This window comes from Aeromonas molluscorum (assembly GCF_051376105.1).
In the GTDB taxonomy this organism is placed as follows: domain Bacteria; phylum Pseudomonadota; class Gammaproteobacteria; order Enterobacterales; family Aeromonadaceae; genus Aeromonas; species Aeromonas molluscorum.
The window spans coordinates 121,459-141,546 of record NZ_JBPQCY010000003.1 but is presented as its reverse complement, the minus strand read 5'-3'; the positions used below and the strand labels follow the sequence as shown (position 1 = coordinate 141,546).

25 protein-coding genes and 1 pseudogene are annotated in these 20,088 nt (G+C 62.2%); 11 read left to right on the top strand and 15 right to left on the bottom strand.

Annotated features, from left to right (window positions below; translation table 11 throughout):
• Positions 1 to 115 precede the first annotated feature (115 nt).
• Entirely contained in the window at positions 116 to 514 is a 399-nt protein-coding gene (locus tag ACSMDR_RS19910) for a hypothetical protein (protein WP_436469442.1), read from the top strand.
• A gap of 214 nt (positions 515 to 728) precedes the next feature.
• Here the strand turns inward: ACSMDR_RS19910 and ACSMDR_RS19905 are convergent, their stop codons facing one another.
• Positions 729 to 1,178 carry an SRPBCC family protein gene (locus ACSMDR_RS19905; RefSeq protein ID WP_040318863.1) on the bottom strand — a complete coding sequence of 150 codons (450 nt, stop codon included), beginning with the start codon at positions 1,176 to 1,178 and terminating at the stop codon, positions 729 to 731.
• A gap of 179 nt (positions 1,179 to 1,357) precedes the next feature.
• On the opposite strand from ACSMDR_RS19905, the gene ACSMDR_RS19900 reads away from it, so the two are divergent.
• Complete coding sequence (locus tag ACSMDR_RS19900) at positions 1,358 to 2,044, top strand: chromophore lyase CpcT/CpeT (protein ID WP_236611706.1); 687 nt, start codon at positions 1,358 to 1,360, stop codon at positions 2,042 to 2,044.
• 16 nt (positions 2,045 to 2,060) lie between these two features.
• Here the strand turns inward: ACSMDR_RS19900 and ACSMDR_RS19895 are convergent, their stop codons facing one another.
• Positions 2,061 to 2,240 (bottom strand): type 2 periplasmic-binding domain-containing protein, encoded by a 180-nt coding sequence (locus ACSMDR_RS19895; protein WP_436469441.1) that lies wholly within the window; start codon positions 2,238 to 2,240, stop codon positions 2,061 to 2,063.
• Positions 2,241 to 2,249: 9 nt separating this feature from the next.
• Here ACSMDR_RS19895 and ACSMDR_RS19890 point away from each other — a divergent pair.
• Positions 2,250 to 2,393 (top strand): annotated as a pseudogene (locus tag ACSMDR_RS19890) (LysE family translocator); the annotation flags it as partial.
• 110 nt (positions 2,394 to 2,503) lie between these two features.
• Here ACSMDR_RS19890 and ACSMDR_RS19885 read toward each other — a convergent pair.
• The 11 genes from ACSMDR_RS19885 to ACSMDR_RS19835 form a co-directional block, all read right to left on the bottom strand.
• On the bottom strand, positions 2,504 to 3,613 hold the full coding sequence (locus ACSMDR_RS19885) for a YeeE/YedE family protein (protein ID WP_436469440.1): 1,110 nt from the start codon (positions 3,611 to 3,613) through the stop codon (positions 2,504 to 2,506).
• Positions 3,614 to 3,846: 233 nt separating this feature from the next.
• On the bottom strand, positions 3,847 to 3,978 hold the full coding sequence (locus ACSMDR_RS19880) for a hypothetical protein (RefSeq protein WP_436469439.1): 132 nt from the start codon (positions 3,976 to 3,978) through the stop codon (positions 3,847 to 3,849).
• Between the two features lie 3 nt (positions 3,979 to 3,981).
• Complete coding sequence (locus tag ACSMDR_RS19875; protein WP_436469439.1) at positions 3,982 to 4,113, bottom strand: hypothetical protein; 132 nt, start codon at positions 4,111 to 4,113, stop codon at positions 3,982 to 3,984.
• Positions 4,114 to 4,116: 3 nt separating this feature from the next.
• Entirely contained in the window at positions 4,117 to 4,248 is a 132-nt protein-coding gene (locus ACSMDR_RS19870) for a hypothetical protein (protein ID WP_436469438.1), read from the bottom strand.
• Between the two features lie 3 nt (positions 4,249 to 4,251).
• Positions 4,252 to 4,383, bottom strand: coding sequence for a hypothetical protein (locus tag ACSMDR_RS19865; protein WP_436469437.1), 132 nt, complete (start codon positions 4,381 to 4,383; stop codon positions 4,252 to 4,254).
• A gap of 3 nt (positions 4,384 to 4,386) precedes the next feature.
• Positions 4,387 to 5,028 (bottom strand): LysE family translocator, encoded by a 642-nt coding sequence (locus ACSMDR_RS19860; RefSeq protein ID WP_436469599.1) that lies wholly within the window; start codon positions 5,026 to 5,028, stop codon positions 4,387 to 4,389.
• A gap of 47 nt (positions 5,029 to 5,075) precedes the next feature.
• Complete coding sequence (locus ACSMDR_RS19855; protein WP_436469436.1) at positions 5,076 to 5,891, bottom strand: helix-turn-helix domain-containing protein; 816 nt, start codon at positions 5,889 to 5,891, stop codon at positions 5,076 to 5,078.
• Between the two features lie 136 nt (positions 5,892 to 6,027).
• A complete protein-coding gene (gene rarD / locus ACSMDR_RS19850) occupies positions 6,028 to 6,930 on the bottom strand; it encodes an EamA family transporter RarD (RefSeq protein ID WP_436469435.1) in 903 nt (300 codons plus the stop codon).
• Positions 6,931 to 7,054: 124 nt separating this feature from the next.
• Positions 7,055 to 7,228, bottom strand: coding sequence for a hypothetical protein (locus tag ACSMDR_RS19845; protein WP_005893497.1), 174 nt, complete (start codon positions 7,226 to 7,228; stop codon positions 7,055 to 7,057).
• 119 nt (positions 7,229 to 7,347) lie between these two features.
• On the bottom strand, positions 7,348 to 8,847 hold the full coding sequence (locus tag ACSMDR_RS19840) for an aldehyde dehydrogenase (RefSeq protein ID WP_436469434.1): 1,500 nt from the start codon (positions 8,845 to 8,847) through the stop codon (positions 7,348 to 7,350).
• A gap of 144 nt (positions 8,848 to 8,991) precedes the next feature.
• Positions 8,992 to 9,534 (bottom strand): cupin domain-containing protein, encoded by a 543-nt coding sequence (locus ACSMDR_RS19835; RefSeq protein WP_005893493.1) that lies wholly within the window; start codon positions 9,532 to 9,534, stop codon positions 8,992 to 8,994.
• Positions 9,535 to 9,708: 174 nt separating this feature from the next.
• On the opposite strand from ACSMDR_RS19835, the gene aptA reads away from it, so the two are divergent.
• The 6 genes from aptA to ACSMDR_RS19805 all read left to right on the top strand — a co-directional run bounded on the left by aptA (position 9,709) and on the right by ACSMDR_RS19805 (position 16,244).
• The gene (gene aptA / locus ACSMDR_RS19830; RefSeq protein ID WP_436469433.1) at positions 9,709 to 11,040 is read left to right on the top strand and encodes an omega-aminotransferase AptA; all 1,332 of its coding nucleotides are present in this window, start codon (positions 9,709 to 9,711) and stop codon (positions 11,038 to 11,040) included.
• Positions 11,041 to 11,143: 103 nt separating this feature from the next.
• On the top strand, positions 11,144 to 12,640 hold the full coding sequence (locus ACSMDR_RS19825; protein WP_436469432.1) for a CoA-acylating methylmalonate-semialdehyde dehydrogenase: 1,497 nt from the start codon (positions 11,144 to 11,146) through the stop codon (positions 12,638 to 12,640).
• A 54-nt stretch (positions 12,641 to 12,694) separates the two neighbouring features.
• Complete coding sequence (locus ACSMDR_RS19820) at positions 12,695 to 13,414, top strand: glutamine amidotransferase-related protein (protein ID WP_436469431.1); 720 nt, start codon at positions 12,695 to 12,697, stop codon at positions 13,412 to 13,414.
• A gap of 42 nt (positions 13,415 to 13,456) precedes the next feature.
• Positions 13,457 to 14,572, top strand: coding sequence for an alanine dehydrogenase (gene ald / locus ACSMDR_RS19815; protein ID WP_436469430.1), 1,116 nt, complete (start codon positions 13,457 to 13,459; stop codon positions 14,570 to 14,572).
• Between the two features lie 105 nt (positions 14,573 to 14,677).
• Positions 14,678 to 15,517, top strand: coding sequence for a PfkB family carbohydrate kinase (locus ACSMDR_RS19810; RefSeq protein WP_436469429.1), 840 nt, complete (start codon positions 14,678 to 14,680; stop codon positions 15,515 to 15,517).
• Between the two features lie 274 nt (positions 15,518 to 15,791).
• The gene (locus ACSMDR_RS19805) at positions 15,792 to 16,244 is read left to right on the top strand and encodes an Rrf2 family transcriptional regulator (RefSeq protein WP_005893480.1); all 453 of its coding nucleotides are present in this window, start codon (positions 15,792 to 15,794) and stop codon (positions 16,242 to 16,244) included.
• Positions 16,245 to 16,308: 64 nt separating this feature from the next.
• Here ACSMDR_RS19805 and ACSMDR_RS19800 read toward each other — a convergent pair whose 3' ends face one another.
• Positions 16,309 to 16,821 carry a ferredoxin-type protein NapF gene (locus tag ACSMDR_RS19800; protein ID WP_005893478.1) on the bottom strand — a complete coding sequence of 171 codons (513 nt, stop codon included), beginning with the start codon at positions 16,819 to 16,821 and terminating at the stop codon, positions 16,309 to 16,311.
• Between the two features lie 136 nt (positions 16,822 to 16,957).
• On the opposite strand from ACSMDR_RS19800, the gene ACSMDR_RS19795 reads away from it, so the two are divergent.
• Together ACSMDR_RS19795 and rmuC are read left to right on the top strand one after the other, a co-directional pair.
• Positions 16,958 to 17,173 carry a hypothetical protein gene (locus ACSMDR_RS19795; protein ID WP_436469428.1) on the top strand — a complete coding sequence of 72 codons (216 nt, stop codon included), beginning with the start codon at positions 16,958 to 16,960 and terminating at the stop codon, positions 17,171 to 17,173.
• Positions 17,170 to 18,510 (top strand): DNA recombination protein RmuC, encoded by a 1,341-nt coding sequence (rmuC, locus tag ACSMDR_RS19790; RefSeq protein ID WP_436469427.1) that lies wholly within the window; start codon positions 17,170 to 17,172, stop codon positions 18,508 to 18,510. The genes ACSMDR_RS19795 and rmuC overlap by 4 nt, the downstream gene beginning before the upstream one ends.
• A gap of 63 nt (positions 18,511 to 18,573) precedes the next feature.
• Here rmuC and ACSMDR_RS19785 read toward each other — a convergent pair whose 3' ends face one another.
• A complete protein-coding gene (locus tag ACSMDR_RS19785; RefSeq protein ID WP_436469426.1) occupies positions 18,574 to 20,016 on the bottom strand; it encodes a TrkH family potassium uptake protein in 1,443 nt (480 codons plus the stop codon).
• Positions 20,017 to 20,088 lie beyond the last annotated feature (72 nt).

Here is a 20,088-nt window from a genome sequence, read left to right as displayed (position 1 = left end):
GATGTGATGCCTAGTTCGATAGGAAGCTCCTGTCTGGCATGCTGCACCACACACGCTGTGGGGAGGCTGAGATGTTTCGATGGAAGGTGAGGGAGGATGCTGGGGGCGCCAGGCCATGTTGGCATTGCTTGCCAGCCTGTTGTTTACCCTCTCCTTTACCCTGTTTCAATACGCCTCCTGGTGGCCGGTGCTGACCGAGGATCCCACTCTGGCATGGGGTGGCGTCTTTCAGGGGCGTACCTTTGCCGAACTGGTCATGCCCATGCTGGCGTTCGGTGCCTTTTGGCCGCTGTTTCTGCTGACACCTCGCCTGCTATTGCCACCGCTCTTTGCCGTGCTCTGGTTGTGGCAGACCTATGAGACCGCCACAGCGTCGACCTGGCAGCCGCTGGAAATCCTTTATGCCTTTGTCCTGCCCCATGTTCATTGGTTGTTGGTGACCCTGGGTCCCACCCTGTGGTTGGCCTGGTCACTGGGCCGGTCGTTGCTTGTCCCCGCGGCAGACGGCCGATAGCTGTCTGGTATAACGACCCCACTCGACACTGGGACATTCCCCCCTTGCTGACCCTGCATGGCTTTCATGAGGCGGTTTGGACGAACCCGTATTGGTCATTGCCGGCCATGGATGATCCCAAGAGCATGGCGGAGCTGCGCGCCCTGAATCTGCCATGAGTGCAGGGCGGTTGAATCGGCACAGAGCCCGCCATGGCGGCAGGCTCGGCGCTGCGCTATTCGCTCGGGATCTCGGGTTCGACCAGGGCGGCGAGCTGGGTCAGGGACTCCTGCCAGCCGAGATAGCACATCTCGACCGGTATGGCGTCGGGGATCCCGCTCTGTTCGATGGCAAGCTCGGTGCCGCACAGCACCTGGCTGAGGGTGATGGTCACCGCCATCTCCCCCGGCAGATTGGGATCGTCGAAACGGTCCGTGTAGCGCAGGCGTTGGCCCGGCTCCAGCTCGAGATACTGGCCGCCAAAGCCATGGCTGTGGCCGGTGGCAAAGTTGCTGAACGCCATCCTGAAGGTGCCGCCGACGCGGGCCTCCAGACGCTCTACCCGGCAGGTGAAGCCATGGGGCGGCAGCCATTTGGCGAGCGCCTCCGCCTCAAGAAATGCCCGATAGACCCGCATCGGCGGGGCCTTGAGTACGCGGTGCAGCCGTACTGTTCCTGTTGTCATCATCTATGCCTCGTTGGGGGAGTCGCACCAAGAATAGCCGCCACATCCGGGCTTGCCGTCCAGTTTGGGGATTGGCTGGGCTAACACTGTGATTTTTCAGCAGATTGGCCAGGATTTGATCAAGGTTGCGGTTATTGCCAGCGTTCGCTCATATAATCGCCACCATGAAAATGATTCGGATGGATTCGACAATGCGGCTGATGGCGGCCCTGTGCGGCTTGCTCTGTTCCTGCCTGATCTGGGCGGAGTCCACCCCCTTTGTCCCCCGCCCAGGCGTGCCGTCAGAGGCAGCCCAGCCTCAGGCCAGTCTGGCACCCCTGCTTGACTGGTTTAGCGGCGATTTTGCCAATGCCGAGCAGGCTCGCGATGACGATCGCTTCGCCAGTGCCAGTTTGCGGTTGATGGAGATCTGGCCGGGCAGGCCTGGGGTGCGCTGGATCTACGCCGAGCAGAGCCTGGCCGAGCGCGCCCCGCGCCCCTTTCGCCAGCGTATCTACCGCTTCAGCGAAGCCTCTGGCGGGCGCATCCTGATGAGCGAGCTGACCATGCCGCGCGCCACGGACTTTGCCGGTGCCTGGCGTCAGCCTGAGCTGCTCGACTCCCTCACCCCGCAACAACTCTCCCTGCGCCAGGGCTGCGAGATCTGGTTGCACCGCCAGCCGTCCGGCGAGTATCAGGGGCACAGCGACATTGGCCGTTGCACTACCGACTTCGGCGGCGCCAGCACCCTGGTGCAATACCTCTGGATCGGCCCGGATCGGGTACGTCTGCTCGATCGTGCCTACGATGAGGGCGGCAAGCTGCGCTGGGGCAGCCCCGGCGAGGGCTATCTCTATCTGCGCAAGATGACTGAGCGGGGGGAGTGAGCCGACCGGTGCTGCATCACGCCGGGATGTCCAGCTCCTGGCGGTGATCGCTGAGGTAGTCGATCAGCAGCGGCATGGGCTCCCTGGCAGGATAGAGCATGTTGACCAGGCGCGGGGCAGGCAGGGCATCCGGCAGTATTTCCAGCAGGACGCCGCTGGCCAGCTCCTGAGTCAGCAGGGCCCTGGGTTGCAGCATTATGCCCGCATGGTTGATCGCGGCGACTGTCTGGTGTTTCGCTGGGTAGGCTTGCAGAGGTATGGCGAGCGTTTCGCCAGAGGTATCAACCGATTGTCGGCCGTTATGTTCACCGGCTTCGCAATCCTGCTGCTGATGAGGGCGCTGGGCTGAAGTAAAGGAGAGAGCTGTCGGTATGATACCCGCTCCGCGGTCATCAGGCCGGGACATAAGGAAAGGTATTTCAACGGGATGGCGCACTTGTGCGCCATCCCGTGCTTGCATCAGAGTTTGAACAACGGTCGCAGGCGGATGCCGATCAGGCTGCCGGCCAGGGCCATCAGCATCCAGACCCAGCCGTGCAGGCTGCCCGACGCCGTGCCATCGAAGAAGCCACCCAGGTTGCAGGCGCTGTACATGGCGCCCATCCCCATCAGCAGGCCGCCGATGATGGATGCCAGGCTGTTGCCGAGCCGCATCGGGGCGAATTGGCCGCCACCGCTCAGGCAGCGTGCCAGCATGGCCCCCAGGATCCCCAGCCAGAACATGCCGACCATGGGGTTGATGAAGAGTGGCTGGGCCAGCTTGGGGTGCCCCTCGAACAGACCGAACAGGGAGGCGCCGCGCAGTGCCATGTCATAGACGGCACCGGTGATGGTCCAGGCCGAGCCGTACAGGGCGACCACGGCGGAGTTGAGCAGGGCGATGAGGATGCCGCCGGTCAGCACGGTGAAGCGGCCGTCGCGCCAGAACAGGTTGCCGCCGCCGAAGATGGGCTTGATCTCGCCGGTACGCTTCAGCTCGCTCTTGCGAAACAGCAGGAAGAGTACGGTGACCAGCGCCAGGTTGAGCAGCATGCCGCTCCAGAGATTGCCGGTCAAATCCTTGGCAAGCACCACCTGGCTGGAGAAGGTGGCCTCCAGCTCGGGGCGGAACTGGTTGCTGATGAGAGTGCCGATGCCGTAGCAGACCAGCACCAGCCAGAAGCGGGGTTGCCCCTCACCGCAGCAGTAGAGGGTACCGGTAGCGCAGACCCCCGCCAGCTGCATGCCGATACCGAACAGGAAGGCGCCGACGATGAAGGGGACGCCGATGGCCATGACGTTGCCCACCATGGCATCGCCAAACAGGGCGTGAGTAAAGGAGAGGAAGCAGGTGAACAGCAGAATTTCGATGGCGATGGTGAGCAGGTGAATCCGCACATAGTAGCTGTTGCGCTTGGTCAGCATCTCGCGCCAACCGAAGACGATGCCGAAGCGACTGAAAGAGAGGGTGAAGCCGAAGCCGAATCCTAACAGGGCCATCAGGGCCCATTTCATACCGAAGCTGTTGCCGAGCCAGAATAAAGCTCCCCCTGCGAGTGCCACTATGGGGAGCGACCATTGTCGAGTCATGCCGATACATCCGTAACGTTACTGTGGTTAAGGCGTGCATCCTAATCCCACAATGAGTCCGATGCCAGCCCGCTCGGCGGCGGGAGTGGCCTGCGTGCCAGACATAGGCACTCGCCTCGCGGGCCAGCTCCATCAGGATAGAGAAGGCTGGGCGGGTGATACCAAACAGCAGGCCGCTGCACTCGGCCGAGCAGATGCTGGGTCCGTTCTATGGCGGGAGCGGTTGGCATGACTTAGAGATAGGCACTCGCCTCGCGGGCCAGCTCCACCAGGATGGAGAGGCTGGGCGGGTGATACCAAATAGCAGGCCGCTGCACTCGGCCGAGCAGATGCTGGGTCCGTTCTATGGCGGGAGCGGTTGGCATGACTTAGAGATAGGCACTCGCCTCGCGGGCCAGCTCCACCAGGATGGAGAGGCTGGGCGGGTGATACCAAATAGCAGGCCGCTGCACTCGGCCGAGCAGATGCTGGGTCCGTTCTATGGCGGGAGCGGTTGGCATGAATTAGAGATAGGCACTCGCCTCGCGGGCCAGCTCCGCCAGGATGGAGAGGCTGGGCGGGTGATACCAAACAGCAGGCCGCTGCACTCGGCCGAGCAGATGCTGGGTCCGTTCTATGGCGGGAGCGGTTGGCATGACTTAGAGATAGGCACTCGCCTCGCGGGCCAGCTCCACCAGGATGGAGAGGCTGGGCGGGTGATACCAAATAGCAGGCCGCTGCACTCGGCCGAGCAGATGCTGGGTCCGCGCTATGGCGGGAGTGGTTGGCATGACTTAGAGATAGGCACTCGCCTCGCGGGCCAGCTCCACCAGGATGGAGAGGCTGACGGCGCCAAACAACAGGCCGGTGACCAGATTGAGCGGGCGCTGCACCCGGTCGAGCAGGCGCTGTGCGCGCGGAGTGGAGAGGCTCCAGGCCAGCAGGCCGAACCAGGCGAGGGAGAGCAGGAACAGCTCAATGACCAGCAGGCTGCGGGTCAGGCCGCTCACCTGGGGGGTGATCATGGCAGCCAGCAGACCGACGAAGAACAGCAGCGCCTTGGGATTGAGCAAGTTGGTGGCGAGCCCACGGCGAATGCCCTGGGCCAGGCCGCCATGCTCGTTCCCCGCCTGCAATCGCAGGGTGGCACTGCCCTGCCAGGCGGCCTTGAGTGCACCCCAGCCGAGCCAGCCAAGATAGAGGGCGCCCGTCAGTCGCACCAGGTTGAACAACCAGGGGTGTTTGGCAATCAGCAGACTGATGCCGGTCAGGCTAAAGGTGGCGTGCAGCAAGATGGCGAGCGCTATGCCAATGGCGGCACCGATGGCGGTGGGCCTGTGCAAGCTGGTGCGCAGGATAAGCGCAAAATCCGGGCCCGGGCTCGCCAGGGCGATGAGATGGAGGAGTCCTATGGTGACGAACAGGCTCTGCATGATGGTGCTTTCCTTACTGTGCTGCATTGAAGAGAGGGCAGCTTGCCAGCCTAGCGGTGCGGGTGGCTTGTAAAAGATTGCATCTGCTGGCGGTAATCGGCGGGGGTGAGCCCGAAGGCTTGGCGAAAACCATGGTGGAAGTGGCTCTGATCGAAGAAACCCACTGCCAACGCCACCTCGCTCACCGCCATGCCTCGGGCGAGCAGGGCCTTGCTGCGCTCAAGCCGTAGCCGCTTGAGCCAGGCGTAGGGGGTCATGCCGGTCTTTTTCTTGAACTGGCGCAGGAAGGCGAAGCGATCCAGCCCGAACAGGGCGGCAAGATCCTCCAGGCTGTGGCGCTCGTCGAGGCGATCCAGCAGGTGGCCGCGCAGAAACCTGAGCTGAGGGTCAGCCAGTCTGTGCTCACTTGGCGCTAGTTGCAGCAGCTCGCCGAGCAGGGCCAGCAGCGTGCTCTCGGCCAGCAGGCCATCGACCTTCGGCTCCTCGAGGTACATGTGCAGGCGGGCGAAGCCGGTGTAGAGATCCGGTCGCCGCTGCAGCCCTCTGTCGAAAAAGAGCTCGCCACCAGGCAGCCAATCGGCCAGCTGGTTCGGGTCTATGGAGAAGACCCGCACCTCGTACCCTTCCGGCAGCAGGCTCAGACCGTCGTGCATCTCGTCGGGGTTGACGGTGGAAAGCTCACCGCGCACCAGGGCATGGCTCTCTCCCTTGTGGATGAATTTCTGGCCACCGCGCTGCACCAGACCGATGTGATAGTCCAGGTGGACGTGACGGCCATAGCTGAACTCCCGGTGATGGGAGTGGGAGAGTTCCAGGCCCGGCAGATGGGGTGACTGCCAATAGTGAATGGGGTGCGCGTGCTTCATCCCTGATCAATACCTCAGATTGGCGCAGGGCGCTTGTAGATTATTGCGATCCGGCCCTGGCACCGGTTTGGCAGGCCGCCGCGGGTTGGCCGGGACGGGATGAAAAACACCCGGCAAGCGCCGGGTGTCGGTAGGTTTATTGCGCCGCCGACTGGGATCGTCGCCTGCTGCTGCGCAGGCCATCCAGGCTGAACAACACCAGGGCGCTCCAGATGCAGGCGAAGGTGATCAGCTTGTCGGTACGCAGCGCCTCGCCGTACAAGGTGACCGCCAGAATGAACATCAGGCTGGGGCCTATGTACTGGAAGAACCCCAGGGTGGAGAACTTGAGCCGGGTCGCGGCGGCGGTGAAGCAGAGCAGGGGAGCCGTGGTGACGGCCCCGGCGGCAATCAGCATCAGGTTGAGGTAGAGGCTGTTGTCCGCCATATGGCTGGTGGGGCTGTCGGCGATGCCCCACAAATAGATGGCGGCGGGCGGCAGCAGGATCAGCGTCTCCAGCAGCAGGCCGGTGAGGGCATCCAGGGCCAGCTTTTTGCGCACCAGGCCATAGAAGGCGAAGGAGCTGGCCAGCACCAGAGCAATCCAGGGCAGGGAACCAAAGGCGATCAGCTGCACGGCCACCCCTACCACGGCGAGCCCTACCGCCCACCACTGCAAGCGGCGCAGTTTCTCACCGAGGAACACCATGCCGAGCAGCACGTTGAACAGCGGGTTGATGTAGTAACCCAGGCTGGCGTCGAGCATGTGGCCATTGTTGATGGCCCAGATAAACAGTAGCCAGTTGCCGCCCACCACGGTAGAGGTCAGCGCCAGAGTCATCAATACCTTGGGCTTGCGCAGCACGGTCTGCACCTTGGACCACTGGCGCCCGAGCAGCACCAGCACTGCCAGCAGGGCACAGGACCAGATGATGCGGTGGGTGAGGATCTCGGCGGCGGGGACTTCGGCGATCAACTTGAAATAGATGGGAGCTATGCCCCAAAGGGTATAAGCACACAGGGCATAAATGATCCCCTGGCGCTGGATCTGTTGTGACATCTGACTAACCTTCGCAAAAGAGCGGATGTGACTGACACCGCCAAACGATCAGTTTAGCCATCCTTGCGATGGGAAAGAAGCGATTAAATAGTGATTAACAAGCGAGTGGCCGCCGGGTATGCGGCTATCTGGGCCCGCCTCGGCGGATCTTGTCGATATCCAGCAGCAGCCACAGCATGAGGACCAGGGCCGAGATCCAGGGGCCCCAGGTAACATAGGCCTCCCCTTGACCCAGCAGGAAAAACAGCAGTGGCAGCCCTATCACCAGCAGCAGCACGCTTCCCACGAGAAACAGCATTTTTTCTTAATATTTAATGGTTTGTGTAGCTGATTATTATATCAGTCTCGCGAGGTGAGGGAAGGGTAAACATGACAAAGGGGGCCTTGGCCCCCTGTTTATCGACAAAATGCATATTTTCAGGATTCGAGCTGGATCCAGGTGCTCTTGAGCTCGGTGTATTTTTCCAGCGCATGCAACGACTTGTCACGACCATTGCCAGATTGCTTGAAGCCGCCGAACGGCATCGTCATGTCACCGCCATCCCAGTTGTTGACGAACACGGTGCCGGCACGCAGGGCCCGGGAGCCCTTGATCGCCTTGTTGAGATCTGCGGTCCAGATGGCGGCTGCCAGGCCGTAGTCGGTGTCATTGCCCAGGGCGATCGCCTCCTCAAGGGTATCGAAGCCGGTGATGGCGAGCACGGGGCCGAAGATCTCCTCGCGGAAGATGCGCATCTGGGGGGTCACCTCATCGAAGATGGTGGGGGCTATGTAGAAGCCACCGCTCTCCTCCCGGGTGCGCTGGCCGCCGAGCAGCAGCTTGGCGCCCTCCTGCTTGCCTATCTCTATGTAGCGCAATACCTGCTCCATCTGGATGCCATCGACCATGGCGCCGATACGGGTGGCGGGATCCTGGGGATCTGCCGAGACCCACTCACGGGCATGGGCCAGCAGCCGCTCGATGAAGTCGCTCTTGATGCTGTTTTGCACCAGCAGGCGGGAGGCTGCGGTGCACACCTCCCCCTGGTTGTAGAAGATGGCGCCGGCTGCACTCTTGGCGGCAGCGTCCAGATCCGGAGCATCCGCCAGTATGATGTTGGGGCTCTTGCCACCGCACTCCATGAAGGCGCGTTTCAGGTTCGACTTGCCGGAACACTGCACCAGATGCTTGCCGACCTTGGTGGAGCCGGTGAAGGTGATGCAGTCCACGTCCATGTGCATGGCGAGCGCCTCGCCCACGGTATGACCAAAGCCCGGCAACACGTTGAATACGCCATCCGGAATGCCAGCTTCTTTGGCGATCCCGGCGATGCGCAGGGCGGTGAGGGGGGATTTTTCGGACGGTTTGAGGATGACGGAGTTGCCGGTGGCGAGCGCCGGGCCCAGCTTCCAGCATGCCATCACCAGGGGAAAGTTCCAGGGCACTATGGCGGCCACTACGCCCAACGGCTCGCGGGTCACCAGGGCCAGGGCGCCCTCTTCGACCGGGGCGACCTCGTCATACAACTTGTCGATGGCCTCGCCATTCCAGGCGATGCAGTTGGCGGCGGCGGGGGCATCGTAACCCATGGCGTCCGAGATGGGCTTGCCCATGTCCAGGGATTCCAGCAGAGCCAGCTCGACCCGGTGGAGCCTCATCAGTTCGGCGAAGCGCTGCAGTACCAGCTTGCGCTCCTTGGGGGACTGACCCGCCCAGCGCCTGTCATTGAAAGCGGCGCGGGCGGCGTTGACCGCCAGCTCCGCATCGGCGGCATCACAGGCGGCAACTTTTGCCAGCAACTGGCCATTGGCGGGGTTGATGCAATCAAAGGTGGCACCATCGACGGCATCTCTATAGTTGCCATCGATGAAAGCCTGGGTGGGGAGGGTCAACTGGGCCTGTCGGTACTGCCACTGGGCCAGGTTCATGTCACTCATGTTCGCTCCTTGAACGTGCAAAGGTTGTCCGCGTATCAATATGCTAAACATTTTGCCGTCTGTAAATCCAGGTTGTAACAATTCCTTAAACAGGGATGTTGACAGGTATCCGGCATAGCGGCCCACCCTGGCCCGAGATCGGGATCAGAAAGTGGCCGGGGTGTTGGCCGAAATCAGCACGCACTCCTGCTCATCGACGTTGCGAAAACGATGGGGGGTACGGCTGTCGAAGTAGTAACCATCACCGGCGCCGAGCAGGTGGATCTGTTCGCCTATGGTCACCTCGACCTGGCCCTTGATGATGATGCCGCACTCTTCGCCATCGTGACTGAGCATGTCGTCACCTGTGTCGGCGCCAGGGGGCAATATCTCTTGCAGCATGCCGATGGCGCGGTTGGCGCGACTGTGGCCGACCAGGCGGTAGCTGATGGGGTGGCTGCCAAGATCCGGCATGTCGGCGGCGCGAAATACCACCTCGGAATCCAGGGCCGTCTCGTCGGTGAAGAAGCTGGCCAGGGACATGGGAATGCCCGCCAGCACCTTGCGCAGGGAGGCGACCGAGGGGCTGACTTGATTCTTTTCTATCTGGGAGATAAAGCCATTGGTCACCCCCGAGCGTTTGGCGAGTTCACGCTGGGACAGGGCCGCCTTGGTGCGGACCGCCTTGAGGCGCTGACCTATATCCATCCTTCTGTTCTCCTCGAGTGTTTACTATTATTGAATTTGTGTTAAATATCTTATACCACCCTGGTCGGGGTGACACCATCACTGGGCAGCATAGCGCCCTTTTTTATGGATATAGGTGTTTAATTTAATAGGCGCTCGCCAAGAGTAGCTAAACACCTTAAGGATGAGGTGACCATGAAAGTTGTCAGTGACATCAATACGCCGGCGGACATGTCCGCGTTCTGGATGCCCTTCACCGCCAATCAGCAGTTCAAGGCGGCGCCACGCATCCTCAAGTCTGCCGAGGGCATGTATTATCGCGCAGAGGATGGCCGCAAGATACTGGACGGCACCGCTGGCCTCTGGTGTTGCAATGCGGGTCATGGTCGCCGTGAAATCGCCGAGGCGGTCTCCCAGCAGATCGCCCACCTCGATTTCGCCCCCACCTTCCAGATGGGGCATCCCCTGCCGTTCGAACTCGCCAACCAGCTGGTAGAGATAGCCCCCAAGGGCTTCGGCCATGTCTTCTTCACCAACTCGGGGTCCGAATCGGTGGATACGGCGCTGAAGATTGCGCTGGCCTGGCAACGGGCCCGGGGCCAGGGGACTCGCACCCGCCTGATTGGCCGTGAGCGCGGCTATCACGGGGTGGGTTTTGGCGGCATCTCGGTCGGCGGCATCCCCGGCAACCGCAAGTGGTTCGGTTCCCTGCTCGGCGGGGTGGACCATCTGCCCCACACCCTCGATATTGCCAAGAATGCCTTCACCAAGGGCCTGCCAGCAGAAAATCTGACCCTGGCCGACGAACTGGAAAAGATAGTCTTCCTTCATGATGCCAGCAATATAGCGGCGGTCATCGTCGAGCCCATCGCCGGTAGCACGGGGGTCATCATGCCGCCCAAGGGCTATCTCAAGCGGCTGCGGGAGATCTGCACCAAGCACGGCATACTGCTCATCTTCGACGAGGTGATCACCGGTTTCGGCCGCCTCGGCGCCCCCTTCGCCGCCCAGGAGTTCGATGTGTTGCCGGATATCATCACCTGCGCCAAGGGGCTCACCAATGGTGCCATCCCCATGGGTGCCGTGCTGGTACAAAGCCACATCCATGACGACATGATGAGTGCGGGCAAGGGAGCCATCGAGCTGTTTCACGGCTACACCTATTCGGGTCACCCGGTGGCCGCCGCTGCCGGGCTCGCCACCCTGGAAATCTACCGCAACGAGAACCTGCTGCACCGCGCCGCCGAGCTGGCCGATTACTGGCAGGAGGCCGCGCATTCGCTGAAGGGCTGCAAGCATGTCAAAGATGTGCGCAACTACGGTCTGGTGGCGGGTATAGAGCTGGAACCTATGGCGGGGGCACCTGGCAAGCGTGCCTATGAGGTGTTCGTGCGCTGCTTCGAGAAAGGGGCCCTGATCCGGGTCACTGGCGACATCATCGCCCTGTCGCCACCGCTGATCATCGAGCACAGCGAGATAGATGACCTATTTACCCTGCTGCAGGACGTCCTGCAGGCTCAGGAGTGATCAACAGATAGTACTGAATCCACTGCCCGCGCGTGGCGAGCAGTGGCCTGCGCTCCGACTAGGCCGGGCGCAGGGGAAGGTTATTAGCCATCACGGAGGATGCATGGAATACAGGGTCACCAACTTCATCAACGGCGAGCTCAAAGCCAGCCACAGCGAGCGCTTCGCCCCTATCTTCAACCCGGCCACCGGTCAGCAGCAGGGCCAAGTCGCGCTCGCCAGCGCCGCCGAGTGCAGCGAGGCCATAGCCATTGCCGAGACCGCCTTCGTCGCCTGGTCCCAGACCCCGCCGCTGGTGCGGGCCAGGGTGCTGTTTCGCTTCAAGGAGTTGATGGAGTTGCACAGAGACGAGCTGGCCGAGCTTATCAGCCGCGAGCACGGCAAGGTGTTCTCCGACGCCCAGGGGGAGCTGACCCGGGGGCTGGAGGTGGTGGAGTTTGCCTGCGGCATCCCTCACCTGCTCAAGGGGGAGCACTCCCTCAATGTGGGGCGCGGGGTGGACAGCTATTCCATGATGCAGCCGGTCGGGGTCTGCGCCGGGATCACGCCGTTCAACTTCCCGGCCATGGTGCCGCTGTGGATGTTCCCGGTGGCGCTGGCCTGCGGCAATAGCTTCATCCTCAAGCCGTCCGAGAAGGATCCCTCTCTTGCCCTGCGCATGGCCGAACTGCTCAAGCAGGCCGGACTGCCGGACGGGGTACTCAACGTGGTCAACGGTGACAAGGAGGTGGTCGATGTGCTGCTGACCGACCCGCGGGTGGCCGCCGTCTCCTTCGTGGGCTCCACCCCCATCGCCGAATACATCTATGCCACCGCCTCGGCCCATGGCAAGCGGGTGCAGGCCCTGGGCGGCGCCAAGAATCACATGGTGGTGATGCCGGATGCGGATCTCGAACAGGCGGTCTCCGCCCTGATGGGCGCCGCCTATGGCGCGGCGGGTGAGCGCTGCATGGCGATCTCGGTAGCCGTGGTGGTGGGAGAGACGACCGCCGATGCGTTGGTGGCCAAGCTGGCACCCCTCGTCGAGGCGCTGCGGGTGGGGCCCGGTCTGGGGGTGGTTCCGGAGAACGAGATGGGTCCCCTCATCAGTCGGGAACATCTGGCCAAGGTGCGTGGTTACGTGGATCAGGGGGTGGCCGAGGGTGCCCTGCTGCGGGTCGATGGCCGTGGCGTCAGCCAGGGGGAGGGCTACTTTATCGGCGGTAGCCTGTTCGATCGAGTCAATCCCGAGATGCGCATCTATCGGGAGGAGATATTCGGCCCCGTGCTCGCCATAGTGCGGGCGCCGGACTATGAAACGGCACTCCAGCTCATCAATGAGCATGAGTACGGCAACGGTACCGCAATCTTTACCGGCGACGGCGATACGGCGCGGGACTTCACCACGCGGGTTCAGGTCGGTATGGTAGGGGTGAATGTTCCCATCCCGGTGCCCATGGCGTTTCACAGCTTCGGTGGCTGGAAGCGATCCATCTTCGGGCCGCTCAATATGCATGGGCCGGATGGGGTACGTTTCTATACCAAGATGAAGACGGTGACCGCCCGTTGGCCTCAGAGCCTGCGGGCCGGTGCCGAGTTCGCCATGCCGACCATGAAGTAGGGCCTTGGGCCGCTTTGGGTCGGCCCGCCCTATGGACGTATAAAGGAGTAAAGGATGCGACTGGGAATTCTCGATTGTGATCGGCTGGATCCGGAGTTCGAAGCCCGTTTTGGCCGGGTCTATTCCGGGATGTTTATCGAGGGATTCAGGACCTTGGCACCGGATCTGGAATTTAGGGTCTGGTCGGCCCTGGATGGCGAGTTACCAGCGGATCTGGATGAGTGCGATGCCTGGCTCATCACGGGATCGCGCCATGACGCCCATGGGGATGCGCCTTGGGTGGAAGCATTGCGGGAGTGGGTGCGGCGGGCAGATGAGGCCCGGGCCAAGCTGGCCGGGGTCTGTTTCGGCCATCAGGTGATCGCCCAGGCGCTGGGCGGCGAAGTGGTCAAGTCCGACAAAGGCTGGGGACTGGGGGTCGCCACTAATGCCATGTTGGCGAGCGAGCCCTGGATGCAGCCCGCCCTCGATCAGATCCGTATCCTGGCGAGCCATCAGGATCAGGTGGCGCAGCTTCCCCCCGGTGGGCGCCGGCTGGCAGGCAATGGTTTTTGCCCGAACTTCATGTTTGGTCAGGGAGAGCACATCGTCGCCATCCAGGGTCACCCGGAGTTCCCGGTCGACTATGACAGGGCGCTGATCGAGAAGCGGCAGCAGCACCTGGCCCCCGAGCGTTACCAGGCCTGCCTCGATTCGCTGGAGCAGGAGGTGGATTCCACCATCATGATGGGTTGGTTGTTGCGATTTTTAGGGATACTGCCGAGTCGGCCCTGAGCGGCCCCGGCGGGATACAGGGATGAACGCAGGAGCATTGAGATGATCATTGGTATACCCAAGGAAATCAAAAACCACGAGTACCGGATTGGCATGACCCCCTCGGGGGTGCAGGAGCTGACGGCTCGGGGCCATACCGTACTGGTGCAGGTGCGGGGCGGCGAGGCCATCGGTCTGTCCGACGAAGAGTACGGCGCTGCCGGGGCCGAGCTGGTGGCCAGTGCCGCCGAGATCTTCGCTCGGGCAGAGATGGTCGTGAAGGTGAAGGAGCCGCAGCCGGAGGAGTGTGCGCTGCTGCGGCCGGGGCAATTGCTGTTCACCTATCTGCATCTGGCACCGGATCCGGTACAGACCCAGCTATTGGTTCACTCGGGAGCGGTGGCCATCGCCTACGAGACGGTTACCGATGATCGTGGTGGCCTGCCGCTGCTGGCGCCCATGTCCGAGGTGGCAGGGCGCATGGCGGTACAGGCCGGTGCGCACAGCCTTGAGAAGGCCCAGGGCGGCAATGGCACCCTGCTCGGCGGCGTTCCCGCGGTGGCCCCTGCCAAGGTGGTGGTGCTGGGCGGTGGCGTGGTCGGGGTCAACTCGGCGCGCATGGCCCTGGGTCTGGGGGCCGATGTCACCATCCTGGACAAGTCGCTGCCAAGGCTGCGGGAGCTCGATGGCCTCTATGGCCCGGCCCTCAAGACGCTCTATTCGACCAAGGCCAACATCGAGGCCTGCATTGCCCAGGCGGATCTGGTGATCGGTGCCGTGCTGATCCCGGGGGCGGCGGCGCCCAAGCTGCTGACTCGCGCCATGCTGGGGTTGATGCGCAAGGGCTCGGTGCTGGTGGATGTGGCCATCGATCAAGGGGGCTGTTTTGAGACCTCCAGGCCGACGACCCATGAAGATCCCACCTATGTGGTCGATGGCATCATCCACTACTGCGTGGCCAACATGCCGGGCGGTGTGGCGCGCACCTCCACCTTCGCGCTGACCAATGCCACCTTGCCATTCGTGCTGGCCCTGGCAGACAAGGGTTACCAGCGCGCCCTCAAGGAGGACAAGCATCTGCTGGCTGGACTCAATGTCTATAAGGGCAGCGTCACGCAGCAGGCGGTGGCCGAGGCGCTCGGTTATGACTACGTCAGCGCGGCCACTGTGTTGGGGTGACGGGGCTGCGATGAACCTCGAGCGGGTTCACATTCTCACCGTCAGGGAGGGCCGTCATGGCCCTTTCTCTTTATAATGAGCCCTCGCACTTCTCGAGGATCCGCCATGTCCCGCATTCTGCTGCTCGCCAATCTCAACTGTGACCATGTGCTGTCCCTCTCCGAACCCTTGGTCGCGGGAGCCCGGCTGCAGTACCTGGATCGGGGGCGGCGACTGGGGGGAGGCGCGGCCAACACCGGCATAGGGCTGGTGTGGGCGGGGCATGAGGTCGCCATCGCCTCGCGGATCGGCCTGGATGACACCGGAGACTGGCTGTTGGCCGAGGCGCGCAGTCATGGTCTGGATTGCAGCCATGTTGAGCGCTTCGGCGGTGAGACGGGGGAGCTGTTGATCCTGGTGGACTCCCTCGGTGAGCGCACCATATTGCGTCAGCCCCGCCGCCCTGATCTGCCCGGTAACCTGCCGAGTCAGGGAGTGGATTGCCTCTATGTGAACTACCCGGGGGGGGCGGTGGCGGACTACATGGGCCAGATGCAGGAGCACTGCATGGTCGTGGCCCAATATCCCAAGGGTGGCAAGCACTTGAGGCCCTGTCACCTGCTGGTGGCCTCGCGCTCTGATCTGGGTGAGATTGGGGATCCCTGGGCCCATGCCCAGGGGCTGGCCGGCGATCAGCTGCAGTGGCTGGTGCTGACCGAGGGCAAGGCCGGGGCCGTCGCCATCCATGGTGAGGAGCGGATCCGGGTGGCGGCGCGCCCCGTCTCGGTGGTGGACACGACGGGGGCCGGGGATGCCTTCGCCGCCGGACTCATTCATGGTCTGGCTCGGGGCATGGCCATTGAGGATGCGCTGCAGTGCGCTGTGGACTGGGGCGCCTTTGCCGTTGCCAGCCAGAGTTCAATCCCCTCACAGGCGCTCAAGTCCTGGCTGGAGCAGGGCCACTGATCACACACCATCCGCAGCATGGTGCGAGATGTCATTCAGGCTGTTTCGCACCCTTGGTATCCCCTGCCAGTTCGGGTTAAAACTGGCTAGAAGCGTGCTATAAGCCAGCAAGTTTGCGATCAATCAAAGAAAGTGTCGATTTATGTGCATCTTTATCGACACCCGTGAACGCTGCTCTTAACCTTGGCTCTCACCCTCAGGAACCCGGAGACTCTCCGTCGTTTCCCTTGGCTCTTGTTGTCCGATCCCGGCTGTAGTGAGAGGCAGTACCACCATGCAACTGACACGTTTTACCGACTATGCCCTGCGCGCTCTGACGTTTCTGGCGCTCCAGCCGACGGATCGGCTCTCGACCATCACCGAAGTGGCCGATACCTTTGCCATCTCTCGCAACCACGTGGTCAAGATAGTGCACCAGCTTGGCATCAAGGGTTACATCGAGACGGTGCGTGGCAAGCATGGCGGCATTCGCCTCGGCCGCTCCGCTGTCTCCATCAATCTGCGTGATGTGGTGATGGACATGGAGAACATCCTCTGTCCCGCCTATTGCAAGACGGACAACTGCCGCTTGGCTGGCGGCTGCCGTATTCAGGGCATATTGCGCAAGGCGATCAATGCCTTCCTCGAGGTACTGGGCGAGTACACCCTGGCCGACGTGGTCAACGATCCGGCCCGGCTCTGTCATCTGCTTGGCATGGATCAGGATCAATTGCTGGCCGTGAGTTGAACCCATGCATCCGGCATGAACAAGAAGGGGCCTGTAGGCCCCTTCTGCTATGTGCTGCCAGCGGTCAGGGTTGGCGTACCAGAGTGATGGCGCCATAGAGGCAGGCGAGACCGCAGGCGCCGCAGCCATCGCAGGCGGTCATGTTGACCGTGACCCCATCCGGGCTGGCCTTGATTGCCTGCTGGGGACAGGCATCTTCACAGAGCAGGCAGTAGAAACCCTGCCTGGCCTGACAGCTGGCCTCTATCTTGACCCGGGTCTGCACCTGGCGGCCGTAGCGCAGGTCGAGGGCACCGCTCGGGCAGGCTCTCGCACAGCTGCCGCAATAGCTGCACTGGCCACAGTCGAGATCCAGGACAGGGGTGCCGGCAATGGGGCTGTTCTGGTACTCGGGGCCCGTGGCCGGTTTGATAAGGCCGTTTGGACAGGCCTGGAAACAGTTGCCGCAGCGTTGGCAGAGGGCGAGGAATTGGGATTCCTCTATGGCCCAGGGAGGGCGGGCCTCGCGGCAGTTGATGGCGCCCGGTCGACGTCTGGCCCAGAGCCGCGTCAATCGTCGACAGAGGAAATGCGCCATGCTTGGCTCCTGATACCTACTAGGGGGTAATTCTATGAGGTTTGTGTCTCGCAAGCCAGCGGAACTGTCACGGCGGGATCGCAAGGCCACGCCCCCTTGTGTAAGCTAGGCGAGTCTTTTTTGCTGGGCTGACTCTATGTGGTTATTTCTGTGGCGGGCTTCCCTGCTCTATGTCTTCCCCCTGCTGATGTGGGGTTACTGCCGGTTCAAGGAGATCGACTTCGATGAACTGGACAGTGGCGTCAACAACCACAAGTGGGTGGTGCTGGCCGCCTATCTGCTCTATGTGGTGGTCTGGATCCTGATCAACCGCTATCTCTTGCTGTTCCTGCGTCAGCGGAGCCGGCGATGATGGAGCCGTTGCTGTGGCTCTGGCTGGCCGGGGCGGCTCTGCTGGCTCTTGGCCTCGGTTGGTTGTGGGGGCGCCAGGGGGCCCAGGCCCTGAGTCAGGCGCTGGCCTTGAGTCAGGAGCGCGCCAGTGCGTGGCAGGAACGGCTGACCGAGCTGCACGATGAGCAACTGCAGGCGCAGGATAAGCTGGAACAGCAGCAGAACTTCATCATCAAACTCACCGCCCGCCTCAAAGATGCCGAAGCCACCCTGCGCAGCGAGCGTCTCGCCAGTGCCGAGAAGCTGGAGCTGCAACAGCAGGCGGAGGCACGGCTCGGCCAGCAGTTCGAGAACCTTGCCAACCGTATCTTCGAGCAGAACTCGGGCAACTTCCGTGAGCTGAACCAGCACAGCCTGGATAACCTGCTGGTCCCGCTCAAGGAGCAGCTGGAGGGCTTTCGCCGCCAGGTGGGTGAGACCCATGCCCAGGAGACGGCCCAGCGCCACAGCCTCAAATTTGAATTGGAGCGCCTGGCCGGGCTCAACGCGCGCATGACGGAGGAGGCCGCGGCCCTGACCCGCGCCCTCAAAGGCGACAGCAAGCAACAGGGCAACTGGGGCGAGGTGGTGCTGGCGCGCATTCTTCATGAATGTGGCCTGCGCGAGGGGCACGAATACGACACCCAAGTGAGCCTTGAAACCGACAAAGGCAAGCGTTATCAGCCCGATGTCATCGTTCACCTGCCCCAGGAAAAAGACATCATCATCGACGCCAAGGTGTCGCTGACCGCCTATGAGCGTTGGTACAACGGCGAGGATGAACTGACCCGGGCCGTGGCGTTGAAAGAGCATGTCGCCTCGGTGCGCAATCATATCCGCGAGCTGGGCCGCAAGGATTATCAGCAGTTGCCAGGGGTACGCACCCTGGATTATGTGCTGATGTTCGTGGCGGTGGAGCCGGCCTTTCTGGCGGCGCTGGAGGCGGATCCCTCCCTGGTGCGCTATGGCCTGGATCACAATATCCTGCTGGTCAGTCCCACCAATCTGATGGTGGCGCTGCGCACCATAGAGAACCTGTGGCGTTACGAGCGCCAGAACCAGAACTCCCGTCAGATAGCCGAACGGGCCGGGCGCCTCTACGAGAAGCTGCGGCTGTTCGTGGAGGAGATGCAGCAGCTCGGTGGTAGCCTGAACAAGGCGCAGGAGAGTTATGACAAGGCCATGGGCAGACTCGCCAGCGGTCGCGGCAACCTGATAGCCCAGGCCGAGCGTTTTCGCGAGTTGGGGGTCGAAGTGACCAAGACGCTGCCAGAACCGCTGGTCAATCGGGCCCTGGAGCGGGAAGAGCCAGGGGACTGAGCCAGTATCAACGTCATGAGAAAGGGCAGCCATTGGCTGCCCTTTTTGCTATCTGGCGGCGGCTTACTGCTTCCAGAACGAGGGGAAGAAGATGACGGCCACGGTCAATATTTCAAGTCGGCCCAGCAGCATACCGAATGAGAGTATCCATTTGGCTGTATCCGGCAGGCTGGCAAAGTTGCTGCTTGGCCCTATCACGGGCCCCATGCCGGGACCCACGTTGGCCACCGCAGTGATGGACCCGGACAGGGCGGTAAGGGGATCCAGCCCTATCACCGCCAGCAGGGCGGCAATCAAGATGATGATGGCGACATAGGCCAGGACGAAGGCGATCAGGGAGCGCACTATCGCCTCATTGACCGGACGGCCATTGTACTTCTGGGGGAAGACCCCCGAGGGGTGCATCAGTTGGCGCATCTGCCTCCTGAACAGGGAAAAAGCCACCTGTACCCGAAAGATCTTGAGGCCACCGGCGGTAGAACCCGAGCAGGCCCCCAGCCCCAGCAGGAAGAGGAAGAGGATGCTGGTGAGCGGCCCCCAGGTGCCAAAATCCCCCAGCCCATAGCCGGTGGTGGTCAGTACCGAGACGATATTGAAGGCGCTGATCCGCAGCGCATCCATGAAGTCGAAGGTGCCGCGATGCCAGAGGTAGAAGGTCATGATCAGCGTGACCCAGACCACCAGCCAGAAGAAGCCGCGCACCTGGGCATCGCGCATCAGGCTGGTGTCGCGCCGGGTCAGACTCTGGACATAGAGCAGAAAGGGCAAGCCCCCCAGGAACATGAAGAGGGTGCCTATCCAGTGAGCCGCATGGGAGAAGTGGGACATGGATTGATCCGAGGTGGAGTAGCCCCCGGTACTGAGCGTGGTCATGGCATGGTTGATGGCTTCAAAGCTGCTCATGCCGCTTACCCAGTAGGCGAGGAAGCAGAGCATGGAGAGCACCAGATAGACCTGCACTATGTTGTTGGCCACCGTCTTGGCGCGGGGAGCACTCTTGTCTGACCAATCCGAGCTCTCGGTCTGAAACAGCTTCATGCCGCCCACGTTGAGGTAGGGCAGCACGGCCACCGCCATGACGATGAAGCCCACCCCCCCCAGCCACTGCAAGATGGAGCGCCACAACAGTATGCTGTGGGCCATGCCATCGAGCCCGGACAGCACGGTAGAGCCTGTGGTGGTGACCCCTGACATGGTCTCGAAATAGGCGTCGGCGAAGCCGATGTGGGTGATGAACACGAAAGGCAGGGCGCCAAACAGGCAGGCAACCGCCCACACCGAGGTGGTGAGCAGGAACATCTCCCGCACACCAAGGTGAAACTCGGCCTTGCGACCATAGTGCAGGCACCAGAAGGCGGCGAGGTGAGTGATCACCACGGATTGCAGAAATTCGACGAAACCCTCGGAGCCGGAAAGCAGTGCCAGCAGGGTCGGCAGCCACATGAAGAGGGCGAGCTTGGAGAGCACCAGACCCAGGGTGAAGACGATGGGACGCAGCTTGATCATGATGAATAGCCTGGTCGTTGATGAGCTGAACACCGGTCACCGCCAGGGGCAGCGAACCGGGTCTTGTCTGGC